Annotated in this window: 17 protein-coding genes; 16 read left to right on the top strand and 1 reads right to left on the bottom strand. The window is 48.2% G+C overall.

The features are described 5' to 3' along the window. Positions 1–76 precede the first annotated feature (76 nt). The 6 genes from FEN17_RS22385 to cobA all read left to right on the top strand — a co-directional run bounded on the left by FEN17_RS22385 (position 77) and on the right by cobA (position 7,464). Positions 77–1,264: a trans-sulfuration enzyme family protein gene (locus tag FEN17_RS22385; RefSeq protein WP_138367606.1), complete on the top strand. Its 1,188-nt coding sequence runs from the start codon at positions 77–79 to the stop codon at positions 1,262–1,264. 22 nt (positions 1,265–1,286) lie between these two features. Next, positions 1,287–1,991: a phosphoadenylyl-sulfate reductase gene (locus tag FEN17_RS22380; RefSeq protein ID WP_138367605.1), complete on the top strand. Its 705-nt coding sequence runs from the start codon at positions 1,287–1,289 to the stop codon at positions 1,989–1,991. A gap of 33 nt (positions 1,992–2,024) precedes the next feature. Further along, the gene (gene cysD / locus FEN17_RS22375; RefSeq protein WP_138367604.1) at positions 2,025–2,969 is read left to right on the top strand and encodes a sulfate adenylyltransferase subunit CysD; all 945 of its coding nucleotides are present in this window, start codon (positions 2,025–2,027) and stop codon (positions 2,967–2,969) included. A gap of 91 nt (positions 2,970–3,060) precedes the next feature. Further along, positions 3,061–4,305, top strand: a complete 1,245-nt coding sequence (locus tag FEN17_RS22370) for a sulfate adenylyltransferase subunit 1 (RefSeq protein WP_138367603.1) — start codon at positions 3,061–3,063, stop codon at positions 4,303–4,305. Positions 4,306–4,376: 71 nt separating this feature from the next. After that, entirely contained in the window at positions 4,377–6,605 is a 2,229-nt protein-coding gene (locus FEN17_RS22365) for a ferredoxin-like domain-containing protein (protein ID WP_138367602.1), read from the top strand. Positions 6,606–6,690: 85 nt separating this feature from the next. Continuing rightward, positions 6,691–7,464 (top strand): uroporphyrinogen-III C-methyltransferase, encoded by a 774-nt coding sequence (gene cobA / locus FEN17_RS22360; RefSeq protein WP_138367601.1) that lies wholly within the window; start codon positions 6,691–6,693, stop codon positions 7,462–7,464. Here cobA and FEN17_RS22355 read toward each other — a convergent pair. After that, positions 7,461–7,802, bottom strand: a complete 342-nt coding sequence (locus FEN17_RS22355) for a hypothetical protein (protein WP_138367600.1) — start codon at positions 7,800–7,802, stop codon at positions 7,461–7,463. The two genes, cobA and FEN17_RS22355, sit on opposite strands and share 4 nt — an antisense overlap. 121 nt (positions 7,803–7,923) lie before the next feature. On the opposite strand from FEN17_RS22355, the gene FEN17_RS22350 reads away from it, so the two are divergent. The 10 genes from FEN17_RS22350 to FEN17_RS22305 all read left to right on the top strand — a co-directional run bounded on the left by FEN17_RS22350 (position 7,924) and on the right by FEN17_RS22305 (position 20,904). Beyond that, positions 7,924–8,811: a lysophospholipid acyltransferase family protein gene (locus FEN17_RS22350; RefSeq protein ID WP_229208951.1), complete on the top strand. Its 888-nt coding sequence runs from the start codon at positions 7,924–7,926 to the stop codon at positions 8,809–8,811. Between the two features lie 86 nt (positions 8,812–8,897). After that, positions 8,898–9,821, top strand: a complete 924-nt coding sequence (locus FEN17_RS22345) for a lysophospholipid acyltransferase family protein (protein WP_262711590.1) — start codon at positions 8,898–8,900, stop codon at positions 9,819–9,821. Then, positions 9,814–10,800, top strand: coding sequence for a glycosyltransferase family 9 protein (locus FEN17_RS22340; protein ID WP_138367597.1), 987 nt, complete (start codon positions 9,814–9,816; stop codon positions 10,798–10,800). The genes FEN17_RS22345 and FEN17_RS22340 overlap by 8 nt, the downstream gene beginning before the upstream one ends. 40 nt (positions 10,801–10,840) lie before the next feature. Continuing rightward, complete coding sequence (locus FEN17_RS22335; RefSeq protein WP_138367596.1) at positions 10,841–11,749, top strand: carbon-nitrogen hydrolase; 909 nt, start codon at positions 10,841–10,843, stop codon at positions 11,747–11,749. Between the two features lie 802 nt (positions 11,750–12,551). Beyond that, entirely contained in the window at positions 12,552–15,710 is a 3,159-nt protein-coding gene (locus FEN17_RS22330; protein WP_138367595.1) for a SusC/RagA family TonB-linked outer membrane protein, read from the top strand. A gap of 38 nt (positions 15,711–15,748) precedes the next feature. After that, complete coding sequence (locus FEN17_RS22325; protein ID WP_138367594.1) at positions 15,749–17,227, top strand: SusD/RagB family nutrient-binding outer membrane lipoprotein; 1,479 nt, start codon at positions 15,749–15,751, stop codon at positions 17,225–17,227. Positions 17,228–17,258: 31 nt separating this feature from the next. Beyond that, a complete protein-coding gene (locus FEN17_RS22320) occupies positions 17,259–17,744 on the top strand; it encodes a hypothetical protein (protein WP_138367593.1) in 486 nt (161 codons plus the stop codon). A gap of 106 nt (positions 17,745–17,850) precedes the next feature. Then, complete coding sequence (locus FEN17_RS22315; RefSeq protein WP_138367592.1) at positions 17,851–19,044, top strand: pyridoxal phosphate-dependent aminotransferase; 1,194 nt, start codon at positions 17,851–17,853, stop codon at positions 19,042–19,044. A gap of 153 nt (positions 19,045–19,197) precedes the next feature. Further along, positions 19,198–20,292, top strand: coding sequence for an AEC family transporter (locus FEN17_RS22310; protein ID WP_138367591.1), 1,095 nt, complete (start codon positions 19,198–19,200; stop codon positions 20,290–20,292). Positions 20,293–20,313: 21 nt separating this feature from the next. After that, positions 20,314–20,904 carry a Hint domain-containing protein gene (locus FEN17_RS22305; protein ID WP_138367590.1) on the top strand — a complete coding sequence of 197 codons (591 nt, stop codon included), beginning with the start codon at positions 20,314–20,316 and terminating at the stop codon, positions 20,902–20,904. Positions 20,905–20,911: the final 7 nt, after the last annotated feature.

Here is a 20,911-nt window from a genome sequence, read left to right as displayed (position 1 = left end):
GGGAAGAGCAATATTCGATTTTGAGTTTAATAAAAAATAAAAGGCTTACAGCCAGCAGCTAAGAGCCAAGCTAGAAATGAAAAAACAAACCAGGGCGATTCGTACGCAGACACCGAAAACCAAGTATCGCGAGCATTCAACGCCGCTTTTTCTGACCAGCAGCTTCACTTTTGAAAGTGCCGAGCAGGGAAAAGCGCTTTTTGAAGAAACCGAGGAGGGCAACATTTACAGCCGTTTTTCCAACCCTTCCGTACAGGAATTTGTGGATAAGGTTTGTTACCTCGAAGATTGTGAGGACGGGGTTGCGACGGCGACTGGAATGGCGGCGGTGTTTGCAAGTATGGCTGCCTTGTTGAAATCCGGCGACCACATTATCGCGAGCCGCGCTTTGTTCGGCTCTGCGCATCAGGTGATTACGCAGATTTTGAGCAAGTGGGGTATCACTTATACATATCTCGACGCGGACGCCAGTGAAGCGGATTGGGAAGCGGCAGTACAGCCTAATTCTAAAATGGTTTATCTCGAAACACCTTCTAATCCAGGTTTGGACCTGGTGGATCTGGCGATGGTAGGCCGGCTTTGCAAGAAGCATAACCTGATTTTTAATGTCGATAACTGCTTTGCCTCTCCGGCTTTGCAAAATCCGGCTGAGTTCGGGGCTGACCTGGTTTTACATTCGGCTACCAAATTCATGGACGGACAAGGTCGCGTGCTCGGTGGTATTGTTGTTGGTAAAAAAGAGTATATCAAAGAGTTACGCTTTTTCTGCCGTCAGACTGGCCCGTCTATGTCGCCTTTTAATGCCTGGGTTTTGAGCAAGAGTCTTGAAACATTGGGATTAAGAATGGAGAAACATTGCGCGAATGCCTTGAAACTGGCCGAAACGCTGGAAAAACATCCGGACGTGAAGCAGGTAAAATATCCCTTCCTTACGTCACACCCGCAGCACGAGTTGGCCAAACAGCAAATGACAGCCGGTGGTGCAATTGTGACGATTGAGCTGGAAGGCGGTTTTGAAAGAGTGGCTGCATTTATGGATGCGCTGGAAATTGCTTCTTTATCCTCCAATTTAGGAGATACTAGAACAATCGTAACAAATCCAAATACAACAACCCACGCCAAACTAAAACCGGAAGAAAAGAAAGCATTGGGCATTACGCCCGGTTTGATCCGCATTTCAGTTGGTCTGGAAGACATTGACGATTTGATCGAAGACTTCACCCACGCGGTGGAGGTGTCGGTGAAAAGTGATATATTAGAGTAAGCATTGCGCAGGCAAAATCACCATGAACGAATCCATTATTTCCTCTTTAAATGCCGCTATCGAAGGCAAAAGCGAAGCTGAGTCGCTGGCTGTGCTGGCGGACCTGTTTCCGGGAGAAGTCGTTTTTTCAACCAGTCTTGGCTATGAAGACCAGGTGATCAGCGATCTGATCCTGAAAAACAATCTGAACATTTCGATTTTTACACTGGATACTGGGCGGCTTTTTGCGGAGACTTATATGACGCTGCAAAAGACCAATAACCGGTATGATACGAAGATCAAAGTTTATTACCCGCAAACCGCTGCCGCAGAGCAGCTGGTGAGCACCAAAGGTCCGCTGAGCTTTTACGAATCGGTGGAAAACCGTAAGGAATGCTGCTTTATCCGTAAAGTGGAGCCATTGAATCGCGCTTTGAAAGGTGCGAAGATATGGGTGACCGGTATCCGCGCCGAGCAGTCGGGCAACCGTCACGATATGCCGCAGCTGGAATGGGACGAGGCGCACCAGTTGGTGAAGTTTCATCCGATTTTGAAATGGAGATTTGAAGAAGTAAAACAATATGTGAAGTCGCAGGGAATTCCTTATAACCCCCTGCATGACAGGGGCTTTGTGAGCATTGGCTGCGCACCTTGTACCCGCGCGATCCAGGAAGGCGAGGATTTCCGCGCCGGTCGCTGGTGGTGGGAAGATGAATCTAAAAAAGAATGTGGCTTACACGCCAAGTAAGCACCCCAATATTTGCAAGAAAAACAATCCAATATGTCAATTTCAGTGAAAGAGGCCTCAGGCATAACCACCGATCGCAGCACGCCGGATTATCTGGACCAGCTCGAAGCGGAGGCCATTTACATTATGCGTGAAGTGGCTGGTCAGTTTGAGAGACCTGCGCTTTTGTTTTCGGGTGGGAAAGATTCCATCACCCTCGTGCATCTGGCTCAAAAGGCATTTGCACCTGGAAAAATCCCTTTTCCGCTAGTTCACGTAGATACTGGCCACAACTTTATTGAGGCGATCGAGTACCGCGACGAGCTGGCCGAAAAAATCGGTGCGAAGCTGGTGGTGCGATATGTGGAGGATACCATCAAAGCAAAAGGACTGAAAGAGCAAACCGGCAAGAATGCAAGCCGTAACTGGTTGCAAACCTTCACTTTGCTGGATACAATTGAAGAATTTGAGTTTGACGCCTGTATCGGCGGTGCCCGCAGGGACGAGGAAAAAGCACGTGCGAAAGAACGTATTTTCTCTTTCCGCGACGAGTTTGGTCAGTGGGACCCGAAACGTCAGCGTCCGGAACTGTGGAACCTGTTTAATGGTCGCATTCAAAAAGGTGAGAATGTTCGCGTTTTCCCGATTTCTAACTGGACTGAGCTGGATGTTTGGGCTTACCTGAAAAGAGAAGGTATTGCATTGCCTTCGATCTATTTTGCGCATGAAAGGGAGCTGATTTTGAGAGATGGAAAATTGCTGAATAATACGCCTGTGATCGCGCCGGATCCTGAGGATCAAATCGTTAGACGCCAGGTGCGTTTCCGTACCGTGGGTGATATGACCTGTACCGCTGCCGTAGAATCCCATGCAGCAACGCTCGACGAGGTAATCGCTGAAATCGCTATTTCAAGAATCAGCGAAAGAGGTGAAACCCGCATCGACGACCAGCAGACGGAAGCAGCGATGGAAGACAGGAAAAAAGGCGGTTATTTTTGATTGGGCGCTGGCCCTTCGACTGCGCTCAGGGTGACAAAAGCACATTCACTCATTCACTCATTCGCTCATTCAATAATTTAAAGTTGTTAAGGTGGATTTACTAAGATTTATAACAGCAGGCTCCGTAGATGACGGGAAAAGTACCCTGATCGGACGTTTGCTTTACGATACAAAAAATATCCTGGCCGATCAGATGGAAGCCATCGAGCGCGCCAGTAAAACCCGTAATGCGGGCGAAATTGACCTCGCATTATTGACCGACGGTCTTCGCTCGGAACGTGAGCAGGGCATTACGATTGATGTGGCTTACAAATATTTCCAGACGCCGAACCGCAAGTTTATCAGCATTGACGCTCCGGGCCACATTCAGTATACCCGGAATATGGTTACCGGCGCTTCAAACGCCGATCTGGCGATCATCCTGGTGGATGCACGTCATGGCGTGGTGGAACAAACCCGCAGACATTCGCTGATCGCTTCCATGCTGGGTATCCCGCATGTAATTATGGCGATCAATAAAATGGACCTGGTAGGAAATTCGGAAGACCGGTTTTTGGAAATAGCGAAAAACTACACGGAACTAGCTGAAAAACTGAACATTAAAGACCTGACCATCATCCCGGTAAGTGCTTTAAACGGAGATAACATTGTAGACAAATCGGAGAGTATGAGCTGGTACACCGGCGAAACATTGCTTTCGGTTTTAGAAACTGTTAATGTTTTAAAAGATCAAAATCAGGAAGACGGCCGCTTTGCAGTGCAATATGTGATCCGTCCTCAAACTGAGGAGCTGCATGACTATCGTGGCTACGCGGGTCGCGTCCAGAGCGGGACTTTCAAAAAAGGGGATCTGGTCAAAATTTTGCCATCGGAGCAGGAATCAAAGATCGCCAAAATCGAATTTGGCGGAAACGAAATAGAGGAAGCCTCTGTTCTTCAATCGGTAACGATATTGCTTGAAGACGATATCGATATCAGCCGGGGCGACAGCATTGTTTCGCTGAACAACTCCCCGATCGTAAGCCAGGATATCGAAGCTTTGGTGTGCTGGATGGACGATAGAAAGACTTTGAAACCCGGCAGCAAATATGTACTGCAGCATGGAACTGCCAGGTCACGCTGCTCGGTCCGTGACATTGAATACCAGATCGACATTAATTCTTACGAGAAGCTGGACGAGGTAGAGAGCCTGAAATTGAACGATGTTGCCCGGATTATTTTAAGAACGGCAAACCCGATTGCATACGATCCTTATCAGAAAAACCGTGCAAATGGCGCGGCAATCCTGATCGATGAGACCTCTAACGTCACAGTTGGGGCCTGCATGATTGAATAACCCTTCGACTGCGCTCAGGGTGACAAAGAGGGCGACAGATAGACTATTAGAATATAGAATACCATTATACCATGAGCGAGATAATCATTTCTGACAAAGTATCCGCTGTTGCGAAGCGTGATATCATTGATTTAAATAAAAAAATCAGTGCATTTAACTCGGGCGAAACACCGGAGGAAGCATTCCGCAAGTTTCGTCTGACACGCGGCGTGTACGGCCAGCGCCAGCCGGGTGTGCAAATGATCCGTATCAAGTTACCGTATGGACGCGTCACTGCCGACCAGCTTGTCCGCATTGCCGATACTTCGGACAAATTTGCGACCGGAAACCTGCACGCAACTACGCGCCAGGATATCCAGCTGCACTTTGTAAAACTGTCTGATTCTCCTCAGCTCTGGGCTGACCTGGAAGATGCCGGTATTACCTTGAAAGAGGCTTGCGGAAATACTATTCGTAACGTAACTGCTTCATCGGTAGCGGGTATAGACCCGGACGAACCTTTTGATGTAACTCCTCTTACACATTCCATCTTCCAATATTTCCTTCGTAACCCGATCAATCAGGATATGGGAAGGAAATTCAAAATCGCGGTTTCTTCTTCTGAAAAAGATTCGGCTCTGGCATTCATCCACGACGTGGGTTTGATCGCTAAAATGGGCGTGAATGAAGCTGGTGAAACTGTAAAAGGATATAAGGTGCTGATCGGTGGCGGCTTGGGCGCGCAGCCTTTTTCTGCTCAAACTGCTTTTGAATTCCTTGAAGAGAAAGATGTAATTCCCTTTATAGAAGCTTTGCTCCGCGTTTTTGACCGCTACGGAGAGCGCGTACGCCGTCATAAGGCGCGTATGAAATTTCTTTTGAATGACCTGGGTCTGGAAGAAATGCTGGCGCGGGTGGAAGAGCAGCGGGTTGCGGTGAAAAACAAAGTCTTCACGATTCCTGAGGATTTGTTTGGAACGAAAGAAGTTGAATCTATCAACTACGCTCCACGCCCTTCTATAAGTGAAGCGGAGATTTTGAAAATAGCGGCCGAAAGCATTGAAGCTGAAAAGCTGGATACTTTCACCAAATGGCTGCGTACCAATACATTTGAACAAAAACAAAAAGGCTGGCACGCGGTACAGCTTCGGGTTTTGCTGGGCGATATGCATTCGACCATTGCCCGCAGCCTGGCGGACATCGTGCGTAAATATGCGGCTGATGACATTCGCGTGACAGTCAACCAAGGTTATATCCTGCGTTTTGTAAAAGGCGAAGACCTGGTGGCGATCTATCACGAACTGGCTAAACTCGGCCTGGTTGCTCCTGGCTTTGACAGCACGATGGACATTACCACGTGCCCGGGAACAGATACCTGTAACCTGGCGATTTCCAGCAGCTACGGAATTACCCGCGTGCTGGAAGATGTAATGCGTGACGAGTATCCTGAAATGATTTATAATCAGGATATTAAAATAAAAATCAGCGGCTGCATGAATGGTTGCGGACAGCACAATGCCTGCAACATTGGTTTCCACGGCAGCTCGATCAAAAACGGCAAGATGGTATTGCCTGCATTGCAGGTATTGCTGGGCGGCGGATTTTCCGGTGACGGTATCGGCTTAATCGGCGATAAGGTGATCAAAGTGCCTACCAAACGCGGCCCTGAAACATTGCGCGTGCTTTTCGATGACTATGCAAACAATGCTTACGAAGGCGAATATTACAACCAGTATTATCTGCGTCAGACGAAAAATTACTTCTTCCAGCTGCTGAAACCGCTGGCCGATCTGTCGACATTGACCGACGACGATTACCGCGACTGGGACCACGATGAGCTTTTCAAAACTGAAATCGGGGTGGGAGAATGTGCGAGTGTGCTGGTGGATTTGGTTGCAACTACGATTACAGAAGGACAGGAAAAGCTGAATCTTGCCAAAGAAAACTACGAGTCGGGCATTTGGGCGGATGCGATTTATCACGCTTACAATGTGCTCATTACCGGTGCGAAGGGTTTGCTGATGACGAAAGACGTCAACACGAACACGCAGTACGGCATTGTAAATGATTTCGAAACGCATTTCGGCCAGGATTTCAAATACGAAACCCCTGCGGAATTTGCCTTACCTGAAAAAGCGGAGACACCATTTAAGTCACTGGCATTCAGTATCAATAAATTTGAACCAACCCAAGAATTTGCAACGTACTTTATCGGTACCGCCGGCAAATTCCTCGACTTTGTTCGTAACACCAGAGAAGCCCAGTTGATGGAAACCGGCGAGCCGGTTTTGCAGGAGCTTTCTTTCGGAAAAGACAGTTAGTTTTCAGCTGTCAGCGCTTAACTTTTAACCTTCTGGTTCATGAAAAAGGTAAGCGCTGACAGCTGAGGGCTAAAAGCTAAATATCATGAAACTTACATTAATAGGTGCCGGCCCGGGCGATCCCGACCTGATTACCCTCAAAGGAATCAAGGCCTTGCAAAAAGCACGGGTTGTACTATACGATTCCCTCGCGCACCCCTCCCTGCTGGATTACTGCCCGGCAGATTGCGAAAAAATCCTGGTTGGAAAACGATTCGGTAAGACAAGCTGCGGACAGGACGAAATCAATGACCTGATCGTAGAAAAGGCATATCAGTACGGTGAAGTAGTCCGGCTGAAAGGTGGCGACTCATTTATTTTTGGCCGCGGCTATGAAGAAATCCTGTTTGCTGCCGAGCACGGTATTGAGTCTGAGGTAATTCCTGGTATTTCGAGTAGCTATGCGGTCCCGGCTCTTGCTGGTATCCCGCTCACTTCCAGGGGTGTAAGTGAAAGTTTTTGGGTGATTACCGGCACAACGAAAGAACATTCCCTATCCAAAGACCTTTACCTGGCAGCTCAGTCTACGGCGACCGTCGTGATTTTGATGGGCCTGCATAAACTGGAAGAAATTGTTGCCATGTACTCGGGCCTCAACAAGCTCGACGAGCCTATTTCGATCATTCAAAACGGCAGCCTGGAAGAGCAGAAGCTCGTTACCGGCAAAATCAGCAACATTGTACCGCTTTCAAAAGTGAGTGAAATGGCCTCTCCGGCTATTATCGTCATCGGAAAAGTAGCCGCGCTGCCTGATCTCACGCACAGAAAAATCCTCGAAATGATGCAAAGGGAGAAAACGACAAGCGGCCTGGCAGATTAAAGCAGGGTCAGGAGCCAGTTGAGATCGATAATCCTGGCATTACCTTTGAATTCCAGAAAGTAAATGATGCAGGCGAGGATTGCGTAGCTGATAAAAAGCCACTTTTTCTTCATTTCAAACTGCTCGTGGTGGTGAACATAATCATACACCATAGAAGCACTGAACCCAAAAATCATCAGCACGAAAGACAGCAAACCGCAATCCTGGCGATAGTGGTGATACGCTTTCAAGGCAGGCGCTCCGAGCACCAGATACATCAGCCACATGCCAAATCCGACCCGGTACAGATACATACTCAGGCGGCGATCGTTTTTGATATCAAATATTCCTTCCAGCACAGGCGTATGGTTTAAGAGAGTGAATCTAACAAATATGAGCATAAATGCCAATATTTCAGGGCCATATAATAAGTAGGTAATATCTGCGTAATATTGTACCGGCACACTGACACCAATCATTTTGCGAAAAGCACTGTTCCTTCTTATTAATCAGGTTTCGTTACTTTCCTGGAAAAATGCCTTCCGCCTCTCGGATTTTCTCTGCTGGGCACTCTTCTATGTCGGTGGCTACCGGAAGAAAGTGATCCGGGAAAATCTCAAAAATAGCTTCCCCGAAAAGACCGACGAAGAGCTCAACTGCATCGCCAAAAGTTTCTATCTGCATTTCACGGATCTGATTATTGAGACGATTAAATTCCGCACGGCAAGCCCCGAATGTGTGCGTGAGCGGCTGCAGGGGGATATTAGTATCATGGACGAGCTTTACAGCAGCAAGACCAACATTATTTACCTGATGGGCCACCGCGGCAACTGGGAGCTGGCGAATCTTTTTTCGTCGCTCTGCTTTACCCATGAATGTATAGTTGTGTACCGGCCGCTTCAAAACGAAGCGTCGGACCGGTGGTTTCTGGACTTACGGACCCGCTTTGGCGCCGTGCTGGTGCCGATGGACAACATTTTTAAAGAACTACAAAAACCACGCGACAAACCTTACGTGGTCGTTCTGGCCAATGATCAGTCGCCCAATCCGAAAACAGCATTCTGGACAAACTTTCTGCACCAGGACACCGGTGTTTTCAGAGGCGTTGAAACCATCGCACGGCGGTATAATCTGACTGTTCTCTATGCGGATTTTTGTAAAATAGCCCATAAAAGAGGCTACTATCACGTGGATATTTTCCCGATTACCGACAGGCCAAAAGAAGTGAGGAACAACGAAATCCTGGAAAAGCAGATCCGGATCCTGGAAAAAAACATCATAGACCAGCCGCACAACTGGCTTTGGAGCCACCGCCGCTGGAAACACAAGCGGCCCACCTGCCTCAAACCGGAACAGACACTCTCCTGAAAGTGCCTCCGGATGCAGCAGATCAACTAAAAGTGACATTTGCCGGAACTATTTCTTTTCCATAATTGCTAATTAAAGGCAAAGAAATGGACGCAATGAAGACTTTTTTCACCCGCCTTTTACTGTTTTTTCTAACAGCGATATCCAGGCTTTCGTGGAAAATTCTTTATAAAATCTCTGACATTTTCCGCTTTCTAATATTTGACGTCGGGCATTATCGCCGGAAAGTGATCCTCGAAAACCTGCACAACAGCTTTCCTTATTATAGCGACGAAACCATCCAATCGATCGCGCAAAAGTACTACCAGAATTTCACCGACATTATTTTTGAAACGATCAAGCTGAGGTCGATTTCAAAAAAGGATTTGCTCAACCGTTTCGACCTGGAAATGGATTTGCTTGACCATTATTATCAGCAGCAAAAAAGCTTGGTGGTGGTTTCAGGGCATCTTGGAAATTGGGAAATGCTCAACTTGTTTGCTTCTGCCAAATTATCCTACCAAATTGTGGTCGTTTACCACGAGCTGGCGAATGATATTTTCGAGGATTGGTTCAGGAAAGTGCGTACGAAGTTTGGCACCGAAATGATCCCGATGAAAGATGCGATGGCCAAGGCCCTGGAACCCAGGGACAAACCTTTTCTTTTCGTGCTGATCAATGACCAGTCGCCGGTTCCGGAAAAGGCTTACTGGACCAGCTTCCTGAACCAGGATACCGGCGTTTTCAGGGGTGTGGAGCTGATCGCAAGAAGGCTGAATGCACCGGTCCTTTACATGGGGATCCTGCGAAATGAAATGCAGCGTGGGTTTTACAAGGCTTATTTTAAGCTGATTACGGAAAATCCAAAAAGGGAACCTGCCAACCAGATCCTGCAAAGCCAGATTGAATACCTGGAAGAAGATATTATTAAACAACCCGATAACTGGCTGTGGAGCCACAGGCGCTGGAAACATCTGCGCCCGCAAAACCTTTTACCTTACCAGCGACGCGAGGAACTAAAAAGTGAATAAACCGGTCAAATTCCTGATACTTCGGTTCTCCTCCATCGGGGACATTGTGCTCACAACACCGGTGGTCAGATGCCTCAAAAACCAGTTTCCTGACGCTGAAATCCATTATTTTACCAAAGCCAATAATGCGTTTTTACTGAAAGACAATCCTTACATCGATAAGGTGTGGCTTTTGGAAAAGGGCGACAAGAACATTATTCCCGCTTTAAAGGCCGAGAAGTTTGACTACGTCATCGATCTGCACCGAAACATCCGGACGCTGAAAATCAAGTTTCAGCTGGGTGCGCCGTCATTTAGTTTTCCCAAATTGAATGCGCAAAAATGGCTGCTGACGCAATTCAAGATTAACTATATGCCTGATCTGCACATTGTGGACCGGTATATGTCGACGCTGAAAACCTTGGATGTGGTGAATGATGAAAAAGGGCTGGATTATTTCATTCCTTATAAAGACAATGTGGAAAGCGACTGGCTGCCGGAAACACATCGAAAGGCATTTGTGGGGTATGCGATCGGTGGGCAGCATGGCACCAAGAAATTGCCGGTACCCCGCATGATCGAACTGTGCCGCAAGATTGATTACCCCATCATTTTACTCGGCGGCCCGGAAGATGCGGAAGCCGGAGAGGCGATACGGGCGGCAGTGGGCGATACATTCATCTATAACAGCTGCGGGAAATATAATTTTAACCAATCGGCCAGCCTGATTCAGAAATCGAAAATTGTATTCACGCACGACACCGGGCTGATGCACGTGGCGGCGGCATTTAAGAAAAAAGTGTATTCGATCTGGGGAAACACGGTTCCTGAATTTGGCATGTATCCTTATAAAACGTCTTTTGAAATACTTGAAAGAAAAGGACTTGACTGTCGGCCCTGCTCGAAGATCGGGTATCCCTCCTGCCCCAAAAAACATTTTAAATGTATGAACGAGATCCCTTTTGACTTCCCTATCAAAGAACTGCCGGGGGCAAAATAGTGTTACCATTTTTGATTTTTCAACATTCACAAGACCATTCATGACCAAAAAAGTAAATATAGGCCTGGTGCAAATGAGCTGCACAGACGATGTGGAGGCCAACTTTCAAAAAGCCGTGACCCAGATCCGGGAAGCAGCCGCAAAAGGTGCCAACATTGTCTGCCTACAGGAGCTTTTCAAATCCCTGTATTTCTGCGATGTGGAAGACCACGCGAATTTCAATCTCGCAGAGGCGATCCCTGGTCCTTCAACTGACTCTTTGGGCGTATTGGCCAAGGAACTGGGCGTCGTGATCATTGCTTCACTTTTTGAAAAACGCGCACACGGGCTTTACCATAATACCACCGCAGTACTCGACGCCGACGGCACTTATCTGGGCAAATACCGGAAAATGCACATTCCCGATGATCCGGGATATTATGAGAAATTTTATTTCACGCCGGGCGACGCTTCGCCGGGCGATGCTCCGGTTAGCCAGGAAGACAAAGATGGTTACCGGGTTTTCCAAACCAAATTTGCGAAGATCGGGGTGTTGATCTGCTGGGACCAGTGGTACCCGGAAGCGGCCCGCATCACCAGCTTAATGGGCGCGGAAATTCTTTTCTACCCTACCGCCATCGGCTGGGATACCAATGAAACAGACCCCGAAACGAATGAAGAACAATATGGTGCCTGGCAGACAATCCAGCGCGGACATGCGGTGGCGAATGGCGTGTATGTGGTTTCTGTAAACCGCGTCGGCCGGGAAGCTGACCAGCAATTCTGGGGCGGATCATTTGTATCTAACCCGCATGGCAGGCTCTTGTACCTGGCGCCGCATGAAGAAGAAGTGACGCACGTGCAGGAATTGGATTTGCAAAAACTGGATCATTATCGCACTACCTGGCCTTTTTTGAGAGACCGCCGGGTTGATTCATACAAGCCAATCCTGAAACGCTACATCGACTAGCCGATTTGGAGGAAATATAATTATTCTGCGTTATCAAAAAAGAGGACTGTCTACAAGCAGCCCTCTTTTTTGTATTTACCCGCCTCACTTCTCCAAATCAGCATTTTAACCTCCAAGTAACCTCCTGACCACAAATTTCCAGTTCATATTCGTATGTAAATACCTATTTAATAGTCATTTACAAATAAAAATCTGCCTATTTAATCTACCACCCAGCTAGGAAATTGAAAAACGAAGATTAGTAAAACTTTTTAACGATTTATTCCAATAATATTTTACATTAAGAGATATAGACCAATTTTTATTGCAAAAAACTTCAAGAATTAAATTTATTCTCTTGCATTATTTCACATTGTCAGTATATTTGAGAGGTCGTTAAACGAATGACCATACTTCTAAACCGAGGATATATTCGAGCCGCACATGAATATATCTGACAGTGCCGAGAGGAATTCTACAAGAATCCGCAGGAAAATTTCGAATCCTGCCGGTGTATACCGACTCGACACAATATAATTTTTTTAATACTGGTTTCTCAATTCCGTGGACAAGCAAAACTTGTTGACGTCGGGCATTTGGTTGCCTCTCTCAACATTCAACTCTTGTTTGTCCTCGATTAAAGAGGGTATTGCTTTCCGGAAAAGCAGTTTTGCAAGCTTATGGCTGTGTTGTTCTGTCCACGCGAAAGTGTGTGCGGCGCACGGCAGTGTGGACACCACACAGCCATAACTTTTTCACTCTCTTCTTCTTTGTTTACCGCTTACTATCTACTCACCTAACTTCAATTTAACCCTATTTCTCCATGCGTAAAGTTCTACTCTTATTAGTATGGGTGTGCCTTTACTCTCCGCTTGCGCTGGCCCAGGTCAGGCAGTTGAGCGGAAAGATCACGGCGGCCGAAGATGGTCTCGGACTTGCGGGCGCATCTGTCATTTACAAAGGCACCAATGTGGGTACCAACGCAGATGCAGACGGAAAATTCAGTTTTTCGGTGCCGGGCGACGGAATTCTCGTGGTTTCCTATGTGGGTTTTCTGATCAAAGAATTACCCATCGGCAACCAAACAAATTTTGACATTAAGCTGGAAGCCGATACACGGCAACTTTCCGAAGTGGTGGTAACCGCATTTGGTATCCAGCGGGAGAAAAAAGCACTGGGGTATACGGTACAGGAAGTGAAGGGAAGCGCCCTCACAGAATCGCGCTCGACGAATGTGGCGAATGCATTGTCCGGTAAAATTGCTGGGGTGAGGATACAGTCCAACGGTGGCCCGGGCAGCGGCTCTACCATTCAGATCCGTGGCTCTTCGTCGGTTTCGGGAAATAACCAGCCGCTGATCGTCATCGACGGTGTGCCGATGGAGCAAACCGCGAATAAGACTTACGGAGGCGGGATCTCAGAGGTTAACCCCGACAACATTAAAGAAATGTCGGTGCTGAAAGGGCCTAATGCAGCTGCATTATACGGTTCACGCGCCGCAAACGGAGTTATTTTGATCACAACAAAAAATGGACAGGGCACCAAAGGACTCGGGGTGGATATCAATTCAAATATCACTTTCGAGCGTCCGTGGATCAAGCCTAATTTCCAGAATACGTATGGCGGTGGAAACGGTTACCGCACCTGGTACAACGACGGATGGAGCGGCAGCATTACCGATCCTGCCGAAATTGCCCAGTACCGGGCCGTGTATGACGCAAGATATCCGCTGGCTGGTACAGAGGGAACCGACGAAAGCTGGGGAGCGCCCATGGATGGACGCATGGTGAGACAGTGGTGGACTGGTGACGATGTTGCACCACTGACTCCCCAGCCTAACAACTGGGACGAATACTGGCAAACCGGCCGCACCATCACCAACAGCGTAGCATTAAATGGTGGGAATGACAAAGGCTTTTTCCGCCTCGGACTAAGCCGCGTAGATCAGAAAGGGATTATGTATTACAATGATTTTCACCGCAATAACTTCCGTATCAACTCGGGATATAACCTGACGAAGAATCTCAGCGTAACATTATCCGGCGAGTACATTAAGTCGGGCTCGGACAACCGGAGCTATACCGGCGGGCAGGAATTTATCTGGTCGCACCGGCATGTTTCGTGGGACCAGCTGCGTGATTATGAAAGCTATACGGCGGTGCATAACCAGCGCGCAGGCGACACGGAGCCACCAAACTGGCAGCATACCTTCTTCACCAACCCGTATTTTTCTCAAAAAAACCTGCCTTCCGGGAATGAGAAAGACCGTCTGCTCGGCAACATTGCATTGACCTACAAAATTCTCCCATCGCTGACCTTGCTGGTACGCTCAGGAACCGATTTTTGGAGTGATACGCGGATTAATGTTTCCAACTTCCTGCGTGTCCGCAATGGTGTACGCACCCCGGGCCGCTACTCGGAAGAGGTACTGCGCAGCCAGGAAACCAACTCGGATTTCATGCTGACATTCAATAAGAACATTACACCTGATTTTGGTTTGAATGTGCAGTTTGGCGGAATCCAGCGGAAAAATTATTCGAAAAGAAACTACTTCTATGTAGGCGAGCTGGTGGTGGACGGACTGTATAACGCAGGAAACTCGGTACCAAGCGCCAATACCATCGAGAGTAACATTACCAAATCCGAAACGCAGAGCTTGTTCGGAACGGCCAATTTCTCGTGGAAAGATGCCTTGTTCCTGGACCTGACGGCGCGGAATGACTGGTCGAGCACATTGCCGGCAAATGCCCGCTCTTACTTCTACCCTTCGGCTTCGCTGAGTGCGGTGGTTACAGAACTGCTTGACATTAAAGGAAGTATATTCTCTTTTGGCAAAATCCGCGCAAGTTATGCGCAGGTTGGAAATGATGCTACGCCTTATCAATTACAGCAAACATTCCTGGCGAGTGGATCGTGGAATGGTGCGGTACCGAAGTTTTCCGAGAACATTCAAATCGCAAACAGCGGGCTGAAACCGGAGATTACGACTGGTCTTGAACTGGGTGCTGACCTGCGGTTCTTCAAAGGAAAAATCGGGGTGGACGTAACATACTACGACCAGACTACGAAAGACCAGATACTCGGGGTTGAAATCTCCAAAGCCAGCGGCTACAATACCCGGATTTTGAATGCTGGAAAAATCACCAACAAGGGGGTTGAGGTAACACTTTCGGGCACGCCGGTGAAACTGCCGGGCGGATTTAGCTGGGATGTTTCGGTCAATTATGCCCGCAACCGCAACAAAGTAGTAGAGCTGGCAGAAGGCCTGACTACCTATACACTTGCTACTCAGAGAGGTATGTCTTCGGAAGCACGCGTCGGCCAATCTTACGGAACATTCTACGGCGTAGGTTTCCAGAAGTCTCCGGACGGACAAGTTGTTTACGGCGCGAATGGTTTGCCGGTAACCGTGGCCGGCCAGAAGCTGGGTAATGTGCAGCCCGATTGGATCGGTGGTGTACTCAACACATTGAACTACAAAGGCATATCCCTGAGCTTCCTGGTAGATGCCCGCATCGGCGGTGACATTTACGACGAAGGTACCGGTACTGCCCGCTGGACTGGCCAGTACGCCGAAACTGCATTAGGCCGCGAAGAAGGCGTGATCGGAAAAGGGGTGCGCGAAGTGACTGGTGCAGACGGAAGCAAATCGTATGTTCCAAACGACATTATCGTGACGGCTAACCAGTTATACGGTTACAGCAACCCGCGTAACTACCATGAATCGGCGATTTTCGATGCAAGTTATGTGAAGCTGCGCGAGGTTTCGCTGGGTTACAGCTTTTCTCCGGGCATTTTGAAAAAGGTTAAAATCCAGTCGGCTAAACTTTCGGTAGTAGGACGCAATGTTTGGATGATCTTCAAAAACACGCCGCACATCGATCCTGAAATTGATGCCAAAGGCGGAAACGGACAAGGTTTTGGTTACGGCGAGCTGCCTAGCTCACGCAGTGTAGGTATGAACCTGTCGCTTTCATTCTGATCCAGTCAATCCAGTTACGGACTTTAAAGATTTTTGAAATGAAAAAAATATTGACCCATAAAACGATCTGGATGACGGCCCTCGCGGGAATACTTACTGCGAGCAGCTGCACCAAAGATTTCGACGACATGAACACGAGTCCGAACAGCCCTACGGCGATCGGGCCGCAATACCTCCTCCCAACCGGCATCGAGGCTTCGATAGACCGCTACTGGGGCCACAGGACGCGTTTTGAAAGAATCAACATTGACGCTGCGGAACTCTATGTGCAGCATTTAACCCGCAACATTTACAGCAACGAAGGCGACGATTACACGGTTTCCCCGGCGCTTTTGTCCAACAACTGGAAAGGGTTTTTCAATGATGGCCTGCTCAATTTCCAGCGGATCATCATGCAAACCAATGCAGAATCCGCCACGCCGAATGCGAATTATGAAGGTGTTGCGCTGGTCATGCGTACCTGGGTTTTTTCGCTGCTGACGGACATGTACGGCGCGATCCCTTACACGGAAGCCATCATGGGAACTGCCGAAGCGCCGATTTACACGCCGAAATATGACGCGATGGATGTGGTTTATGCCGGCATGTTGAATGACCTGAAAATGGCGAACGAAAAACTGACGGTCGGCGGACCGGCGGTGGCTGGGGATATCCTGTATGCCGGTGATATTTTGAAGTGGAAGAAATTTGCGAACTCACTGCGGCTACGTCTGGCAAACCGCCAGGCTGCCAAAAAACCGGCCGAGTCAAAAGCGATTATGGCTGAGATTTTGGCCGATGCAGCGAAGTTTCCAATTTTTACCAGCAATGCGGATAATGCTTCTTTGAAGTGCACGACGGTACTTCCGAGCAATAATGAGTGGAACCAAATTTTGCTCCAAGACGGACGTACCGACTGGAACATCAGCAGCACATTGGCTGACAAAATGAATGCGCTGGGCGACACCCGGATCACGGTTTATGCCAATCCAAACAAAGACGGCAAATACCAGGGCCACCCAAACGGACTGCCCGACGCGATCGCGACGAGCTACCTGGCTACCAGCTCAACCATCGGAAGCGCATTTACCAAAGCTGAGGCGCCGGAAGTAATCATGACATTCTCCGAACTGAATTTCATCCTGGCCGAAGCAGCCTTGGACGGAGAAATTACAGGCAGCGCCAAAACCTATTTTGAAACCGGGATCAATGCATCCTTTGCTCAGTACGGCCTCACGCCACCAGCTGATTTCCTGACCAAGGTGGGCGCGGTATCCCGTGAAAAAGTGCTTGAACAAAAGTGGGTTGCTTTGTTTGGACAAGGCATCGAGGCCTGGACAGAGTGGCGCCGCACCGGCTTCCCGGTTTTCCCTGCGCCTGATCCCCGCGCCGTGCTTAACAATGGTGGAATTTTACCGACGCGCTTCAACTACCCGGCTTCCGAGTACTCGCTGAATGCGGCTTCAGTAAATGCAGGCAAAGCATTGAACGGTGCCAATGATGACATGAAAACGAAATTGTGGTGGGCAGAGAAATAGCTTTTTGTTCAAAAACATTTAAGAAACTGAGATGATGAAAAATATCAAAACACTTTTTCCGATGGCCTGCCTGCTGCTGGCGGTAACATTGGGCATCACTTCCTGCAAAGAAGAAGATCCGTTCCTCGACCGCGACGTGGCGCCGGTGCTGGTGGATATTGTAGGTGCACCTTTCGGTGCGCCGATCGCGAGCGAGCCGACGGTTGCTTACTCGGCCACAGCTGCCAAGCTGACATTGTCGGCAAGACTCCTGGAACTCGACAAGACCAACATTCTTGATCATACCAAAGGCATTGATTCGATACCGGTACCGAATGTGGCTATCAAGATTACCCTACGCGCCGGCGGCACGCTGGGCGAAGTAACTTCCGATGCAAAAGGTTTGGTCACGATCGATAAAACCTGGGCGGAGCTGGGCATCGCCGCACCGAAAGCCGGGTCGATCACAAAGATTTCCTGGACAGGATCTTACAAAGGAATTGCCTTCACGAGATTCTCACAAGTACAAGCTAACTAGTTGAAAAACAAGCTGACCGTGCATACAGGTTGGCTTGTTTATTTGTAAATTGTCAATCACTTCTACTTACTATTTCAATCGTCACATCTTATTAAACTTCTGCAAAATGAATCAAAAAATGGACCGTCGCAACTTGCTAAAATCCGGTTTAATGGCAATCGGAGGAATGACTTTGGCCCCGCACCTGAGCATGGGCGCATTCGCGAACACACCGTTATCGCTTGATCCTGAGAACCGCATTTACCGCAGTCCGATGGTGAGAGAGCATTTTTTGCCGGCTGATTTCAAGGCACCAAAAATTCTGGCAAAACTGAATGCAAACGAAAATCCTTACGGCCCGCCGATGACGGCACAGAAAGCCGTGGCGGATTCTGTGAAAAACGGAAACCGTTATGCCTGGAAAGAAATGTCGGACCTGATAGATAAAATTGCCAAAAAAGAAGGCGTGACCCCTGACCACATTTTTATGGGACCGGGCTCTTCGGATCTTTTGGAAAAAGTGGCGCTGGTAACATTCATGAAAGGCCAGGGAAACATTGTTTCTGCCGACCCATGCTATATGTCGCTGGTGCAGGTGGCCAAATCCGTAGGCGCAACCTGGAAGCCGGTACCTTGTACAGCCGACTGGTCACACGACCTGAAAGCGATGGAAGCCGCTATCGATAAGGATACCAAGCTGGTGTACGTTTGTAACCCAAACAACCCGACCGGTTCGATCACCAAAGGTCAGGACCTGCTCGATTTCTGCTCACGTGTTTCCGAAAAAGTGCCTGTATTTGTAGATGAGGCATACATTGAACTTGCAGTAGGCGCTGATACGCAGAGCATGGTCTCGCTTTTGCAAGAAAAGAAAAACGTGATCGTGGCCCGCACATTCTCCAAAATCATGGGTATGGCCGGTATCCGCGTAGGTTACATGGTCGCACTGCCATCGTACCTCGAAAGCATCAATAAAATCACCCGCGGCGGTATGGGTATCTCTTATACTTCGATTTTTGCCGCATCTGCTGCCATGGACGACAAAGATTTCCAGGGCGATACCCGCAAGAAAAACCACGAAGCGAAACTGTATTTGTACGAAAACCTCGATAAAATGGGCTACAAGTACATTCCTTCATACACCAATTTCGTGATCTTCCCGGTGGCTATGCCGGCCAAAGAGCTACTTACCAAGCTGGCCGCCAAGGGTGTATCCATCCGTACCTTCGACATTCAAAACAAACCCTGGTGCCGCGTAAGCCTCGGGACGATGGACGAGATGAAAACGTTCGTCGGGGCGCTCGGGTCGTTGACGGCGTAACATTCCGGATGCCAAAAGTCATTAGTAGTCATTAGGTCATTGATAGTCAGTGTGGTCATTTTTGCCAGTTTTTGTTTGAATTAATTTTTAAACAATACATGACAATGAATGACTACAAATGACAATCAATGACCATAAATCGCCACTTCCGCCATGAGCGACGCACTTCAAAAAACCATAACACTCCTATTACTAATTGCTTTGGGGTTATTACTCAAAAGCAAATTCAAGAATAAAGACCAGACGAACGGGATTAAGGAAATTATTTTGTCGGTGGCGCTGCCGTCTACGATTTTTATTTCCCTGATGAAAATCGACATCGACTCGTCGATGATCATTATTCCGCTGGTGACGCTGGTTTTCAACTTTTTAATGTTCTTTTCGGCGCCCCTGGCTTTTGCTTTGTTTGGTATAGAAAAAAACAGCCCGACCGGACGTACCTTAATGATGCTGATCCCGTCGCTTGCTCCCGGCCTCTCCTGCTTTCCTTTTATTGCTGAGTTTTTGGGAGAAAAAAGCCTGGCGATTGCCGCGCTGGCGGATGTCGGAAACAAGTTTTTCGTGCTGATTTCGCTGTACATCCTGGCGATGAATATGTTTTTGAAAAACAGCGATGATAAGGAAACCAAAATGGGCGGTAAGCTGAAAAGCCTCTTTGCCAGCATGTTCCAGGAGCCTATTAATGTGCTGATCTTCCTGGCAATCATATTGTTGAGTCTTGGGATTAATTACAAATCACTTCCTTCCGTCGTAACCGACCTTTTCGACAAAACCAGCGCCATGATGACGCCGCTTGTGCTTTTGTTTATCGGTCTGGCCGTGCAACTCAAGGAAGGCAAGAAGCGTATTGTTGCTAGTATATTGTTCTTCCGGGCGGGCATTACCATGCTCATCAGCGCGGGCATGATTTACGTGCTGAACATTCAGGAGCATGCGATGGTACTGCTGGCGATTGTGATCCCGCTGAGTGCGGCGAGTTTCTGGCCGCTGGCGCACATTTCAGCTTTTAATTTAAAAGAAGATGCAAAAGGTTTGAGCAAAGAAAAGAGAACATTCGACCTGGAACTGGCGGTTTTGTTGCTGGCATTTTCCCTGCCGTTTTCCACGATCCTGATCCTGGCGATCCTTTCCTCAGGCGCATTTTTTGCACATACCTCCACATTGGTGACGGCCGGCCTGATCCTGATTTGCCTTGGCGCATTGCCAAACGCTTTGAGTAAAGTGTTTGTAAAAATGTCAAAAGCCTGATTTTCACTTAAAAAAGCATTTATGTATAAGATCGTCATCGCCACTTTTTTCTCCTTTATCAGCGTCGGCAGCTTTGCCCAAAATGACGATAAATCCGACAGCAACCTGCGCTCGGAAGTGACATTCAAAGTTTCGGAGAAGAAGAAGCGGTACACGTATTTCCCTGCAAATGCGCCGGTTACCATGGCCGACGGCACTACAAAATCCATCGCGGAGGTGAAAATTGGCGAGCATGTGCGGACTTGTAAAGACGGAAAAAGTACGGTCACGCAGGTGAAACAAATTGATGTTTACAACCAGCCGGCTTCCACATTAACCGCGCTATACCTTCGCCCGGCAGATGCCAAAAACGACCGCGAGAGTCAGCACGCCCCGGCGCTGCTTCTTGAAGCGACGCCCCATCATTTGGTACAGACCAAAAGAGGAAAAAAGCGGATGGATAAGCTGTCAAAAAGGGATATTCTTTATCATTATGAACCAGCTACCGGGCTGGTTTCCACCTGGAAAGTGGGCGCCGTGCAGGCCAATGCACGGAAAGTAAGTAAGGCCTATAACCTCGCAACGGTAGACGGCACTTACCTCGTTGACAATGTGATGGTGGCAAACAACTAGATTTTTT

This window comes from Dyadobacter luticola, from assembly GCF_005860805.1.
In the GTDB taxonomy this organism is placed as follows: domain Bacteria; phylum Bacteroidota; class Bacteroidia; order Cytophagales; family Spirosomataceae; genus Dyadobacter; species Dyadobacter luticola.
The sequence above is the reverse complement of the archived record's forward strand: the minus strand, read 5'-3'. Positions and strand labels throughout refer to the sequence as shown.

Bases quoted from the DNA above. Each gene is read 5' to 3' on its own strand.
- FEN17_RS22330 (WP_138367595.1), top strand. From the start codon at position 12,552: ATGCGTAAAGTTCTACTCTTATTAGTATGGGTGTGCCTTTACTCTCCG.
- FEN17_RS22335 (WP_138367596.1), top strand. From the start codon at position 10,841: ATGACCAAAAAAGTAAATATAGGCCTGGTGCAAATGAGCTGCACAGAC.
- FEN17_RS22345 (WP_262711590.1), top strand. From the start codon at position 8,898: ATGGACGCAATGAAGACTTTTTTCACCCGCCTTTTACTGTTTTTTCTA.
- FEN17_RS22365 (WP_138367602.1), top strand. From the start codon at position 4,377: ATGAGCGAGATAATCATTTCTGACAAAGTATCCGCTGTTGCGAAGCGT.
- FEN17_RS22325 (WP_138367594.1), top strand. From the start codon at position 15,749: ATGAAAAAAATATTGACCCATAAAACGATCTGGATGACGGCCCTCGCG.
- cobA (WP_138367601.1), top strand. From the start codon at position 6,691: ATGAAACTTACATTAATAGGTGCCGGCCCGGGCGATCCCGACCTGATT.
- FEN17_RS22315 (WP_138367592.1), top strand. From the start codon at position 17,851: ATGAATCAAAAAATGGACCGTCGCAACTTGCTAAAATCCGGTTTAATG.
- FEN17_RS22385 (WP_138367606.1), top strand. From the start codon at position 77: ATGAAAAAACAAACCAGGGCGATTCGTACGCAGACACCGAAAACCAAG.
- FEN17_RS22310 (WP_138367591.1), top strand. From the start codon at position 19,198: ATGAGCGACGCACTTCAAAAAACCATAACACTCCTATTACTAATTGCT.
- FEN17_RS22320 (WP_138367593.1), top strand. From the start codon at position 17,259: ATGATGAAAAATATCAAAACACTTTTTCCGATGGCCTGCCTGCTGCTG.
- cysD (WP_138367604.1), top strand. From the start codon at position 2,025: ATGTCAATTTCAGTGAAAGAGGCCTCAGGCATAACCACCGATCGCAGC.
- FEN17_RS22380 (WP_138367605.1), top strand. From the start codon at position 1,287: ATGAACGAATCCATTATTTCCTCTTTAAATGCCGCTATCGAAGGCAAA.
- FEN17_RS22305 (WP_138367590.1), top strand. From the start codon at position 20,314: ATGTATAAGATCGTCATCGCCACTTTTTTCTCCTTTATCAGCGTCGGC.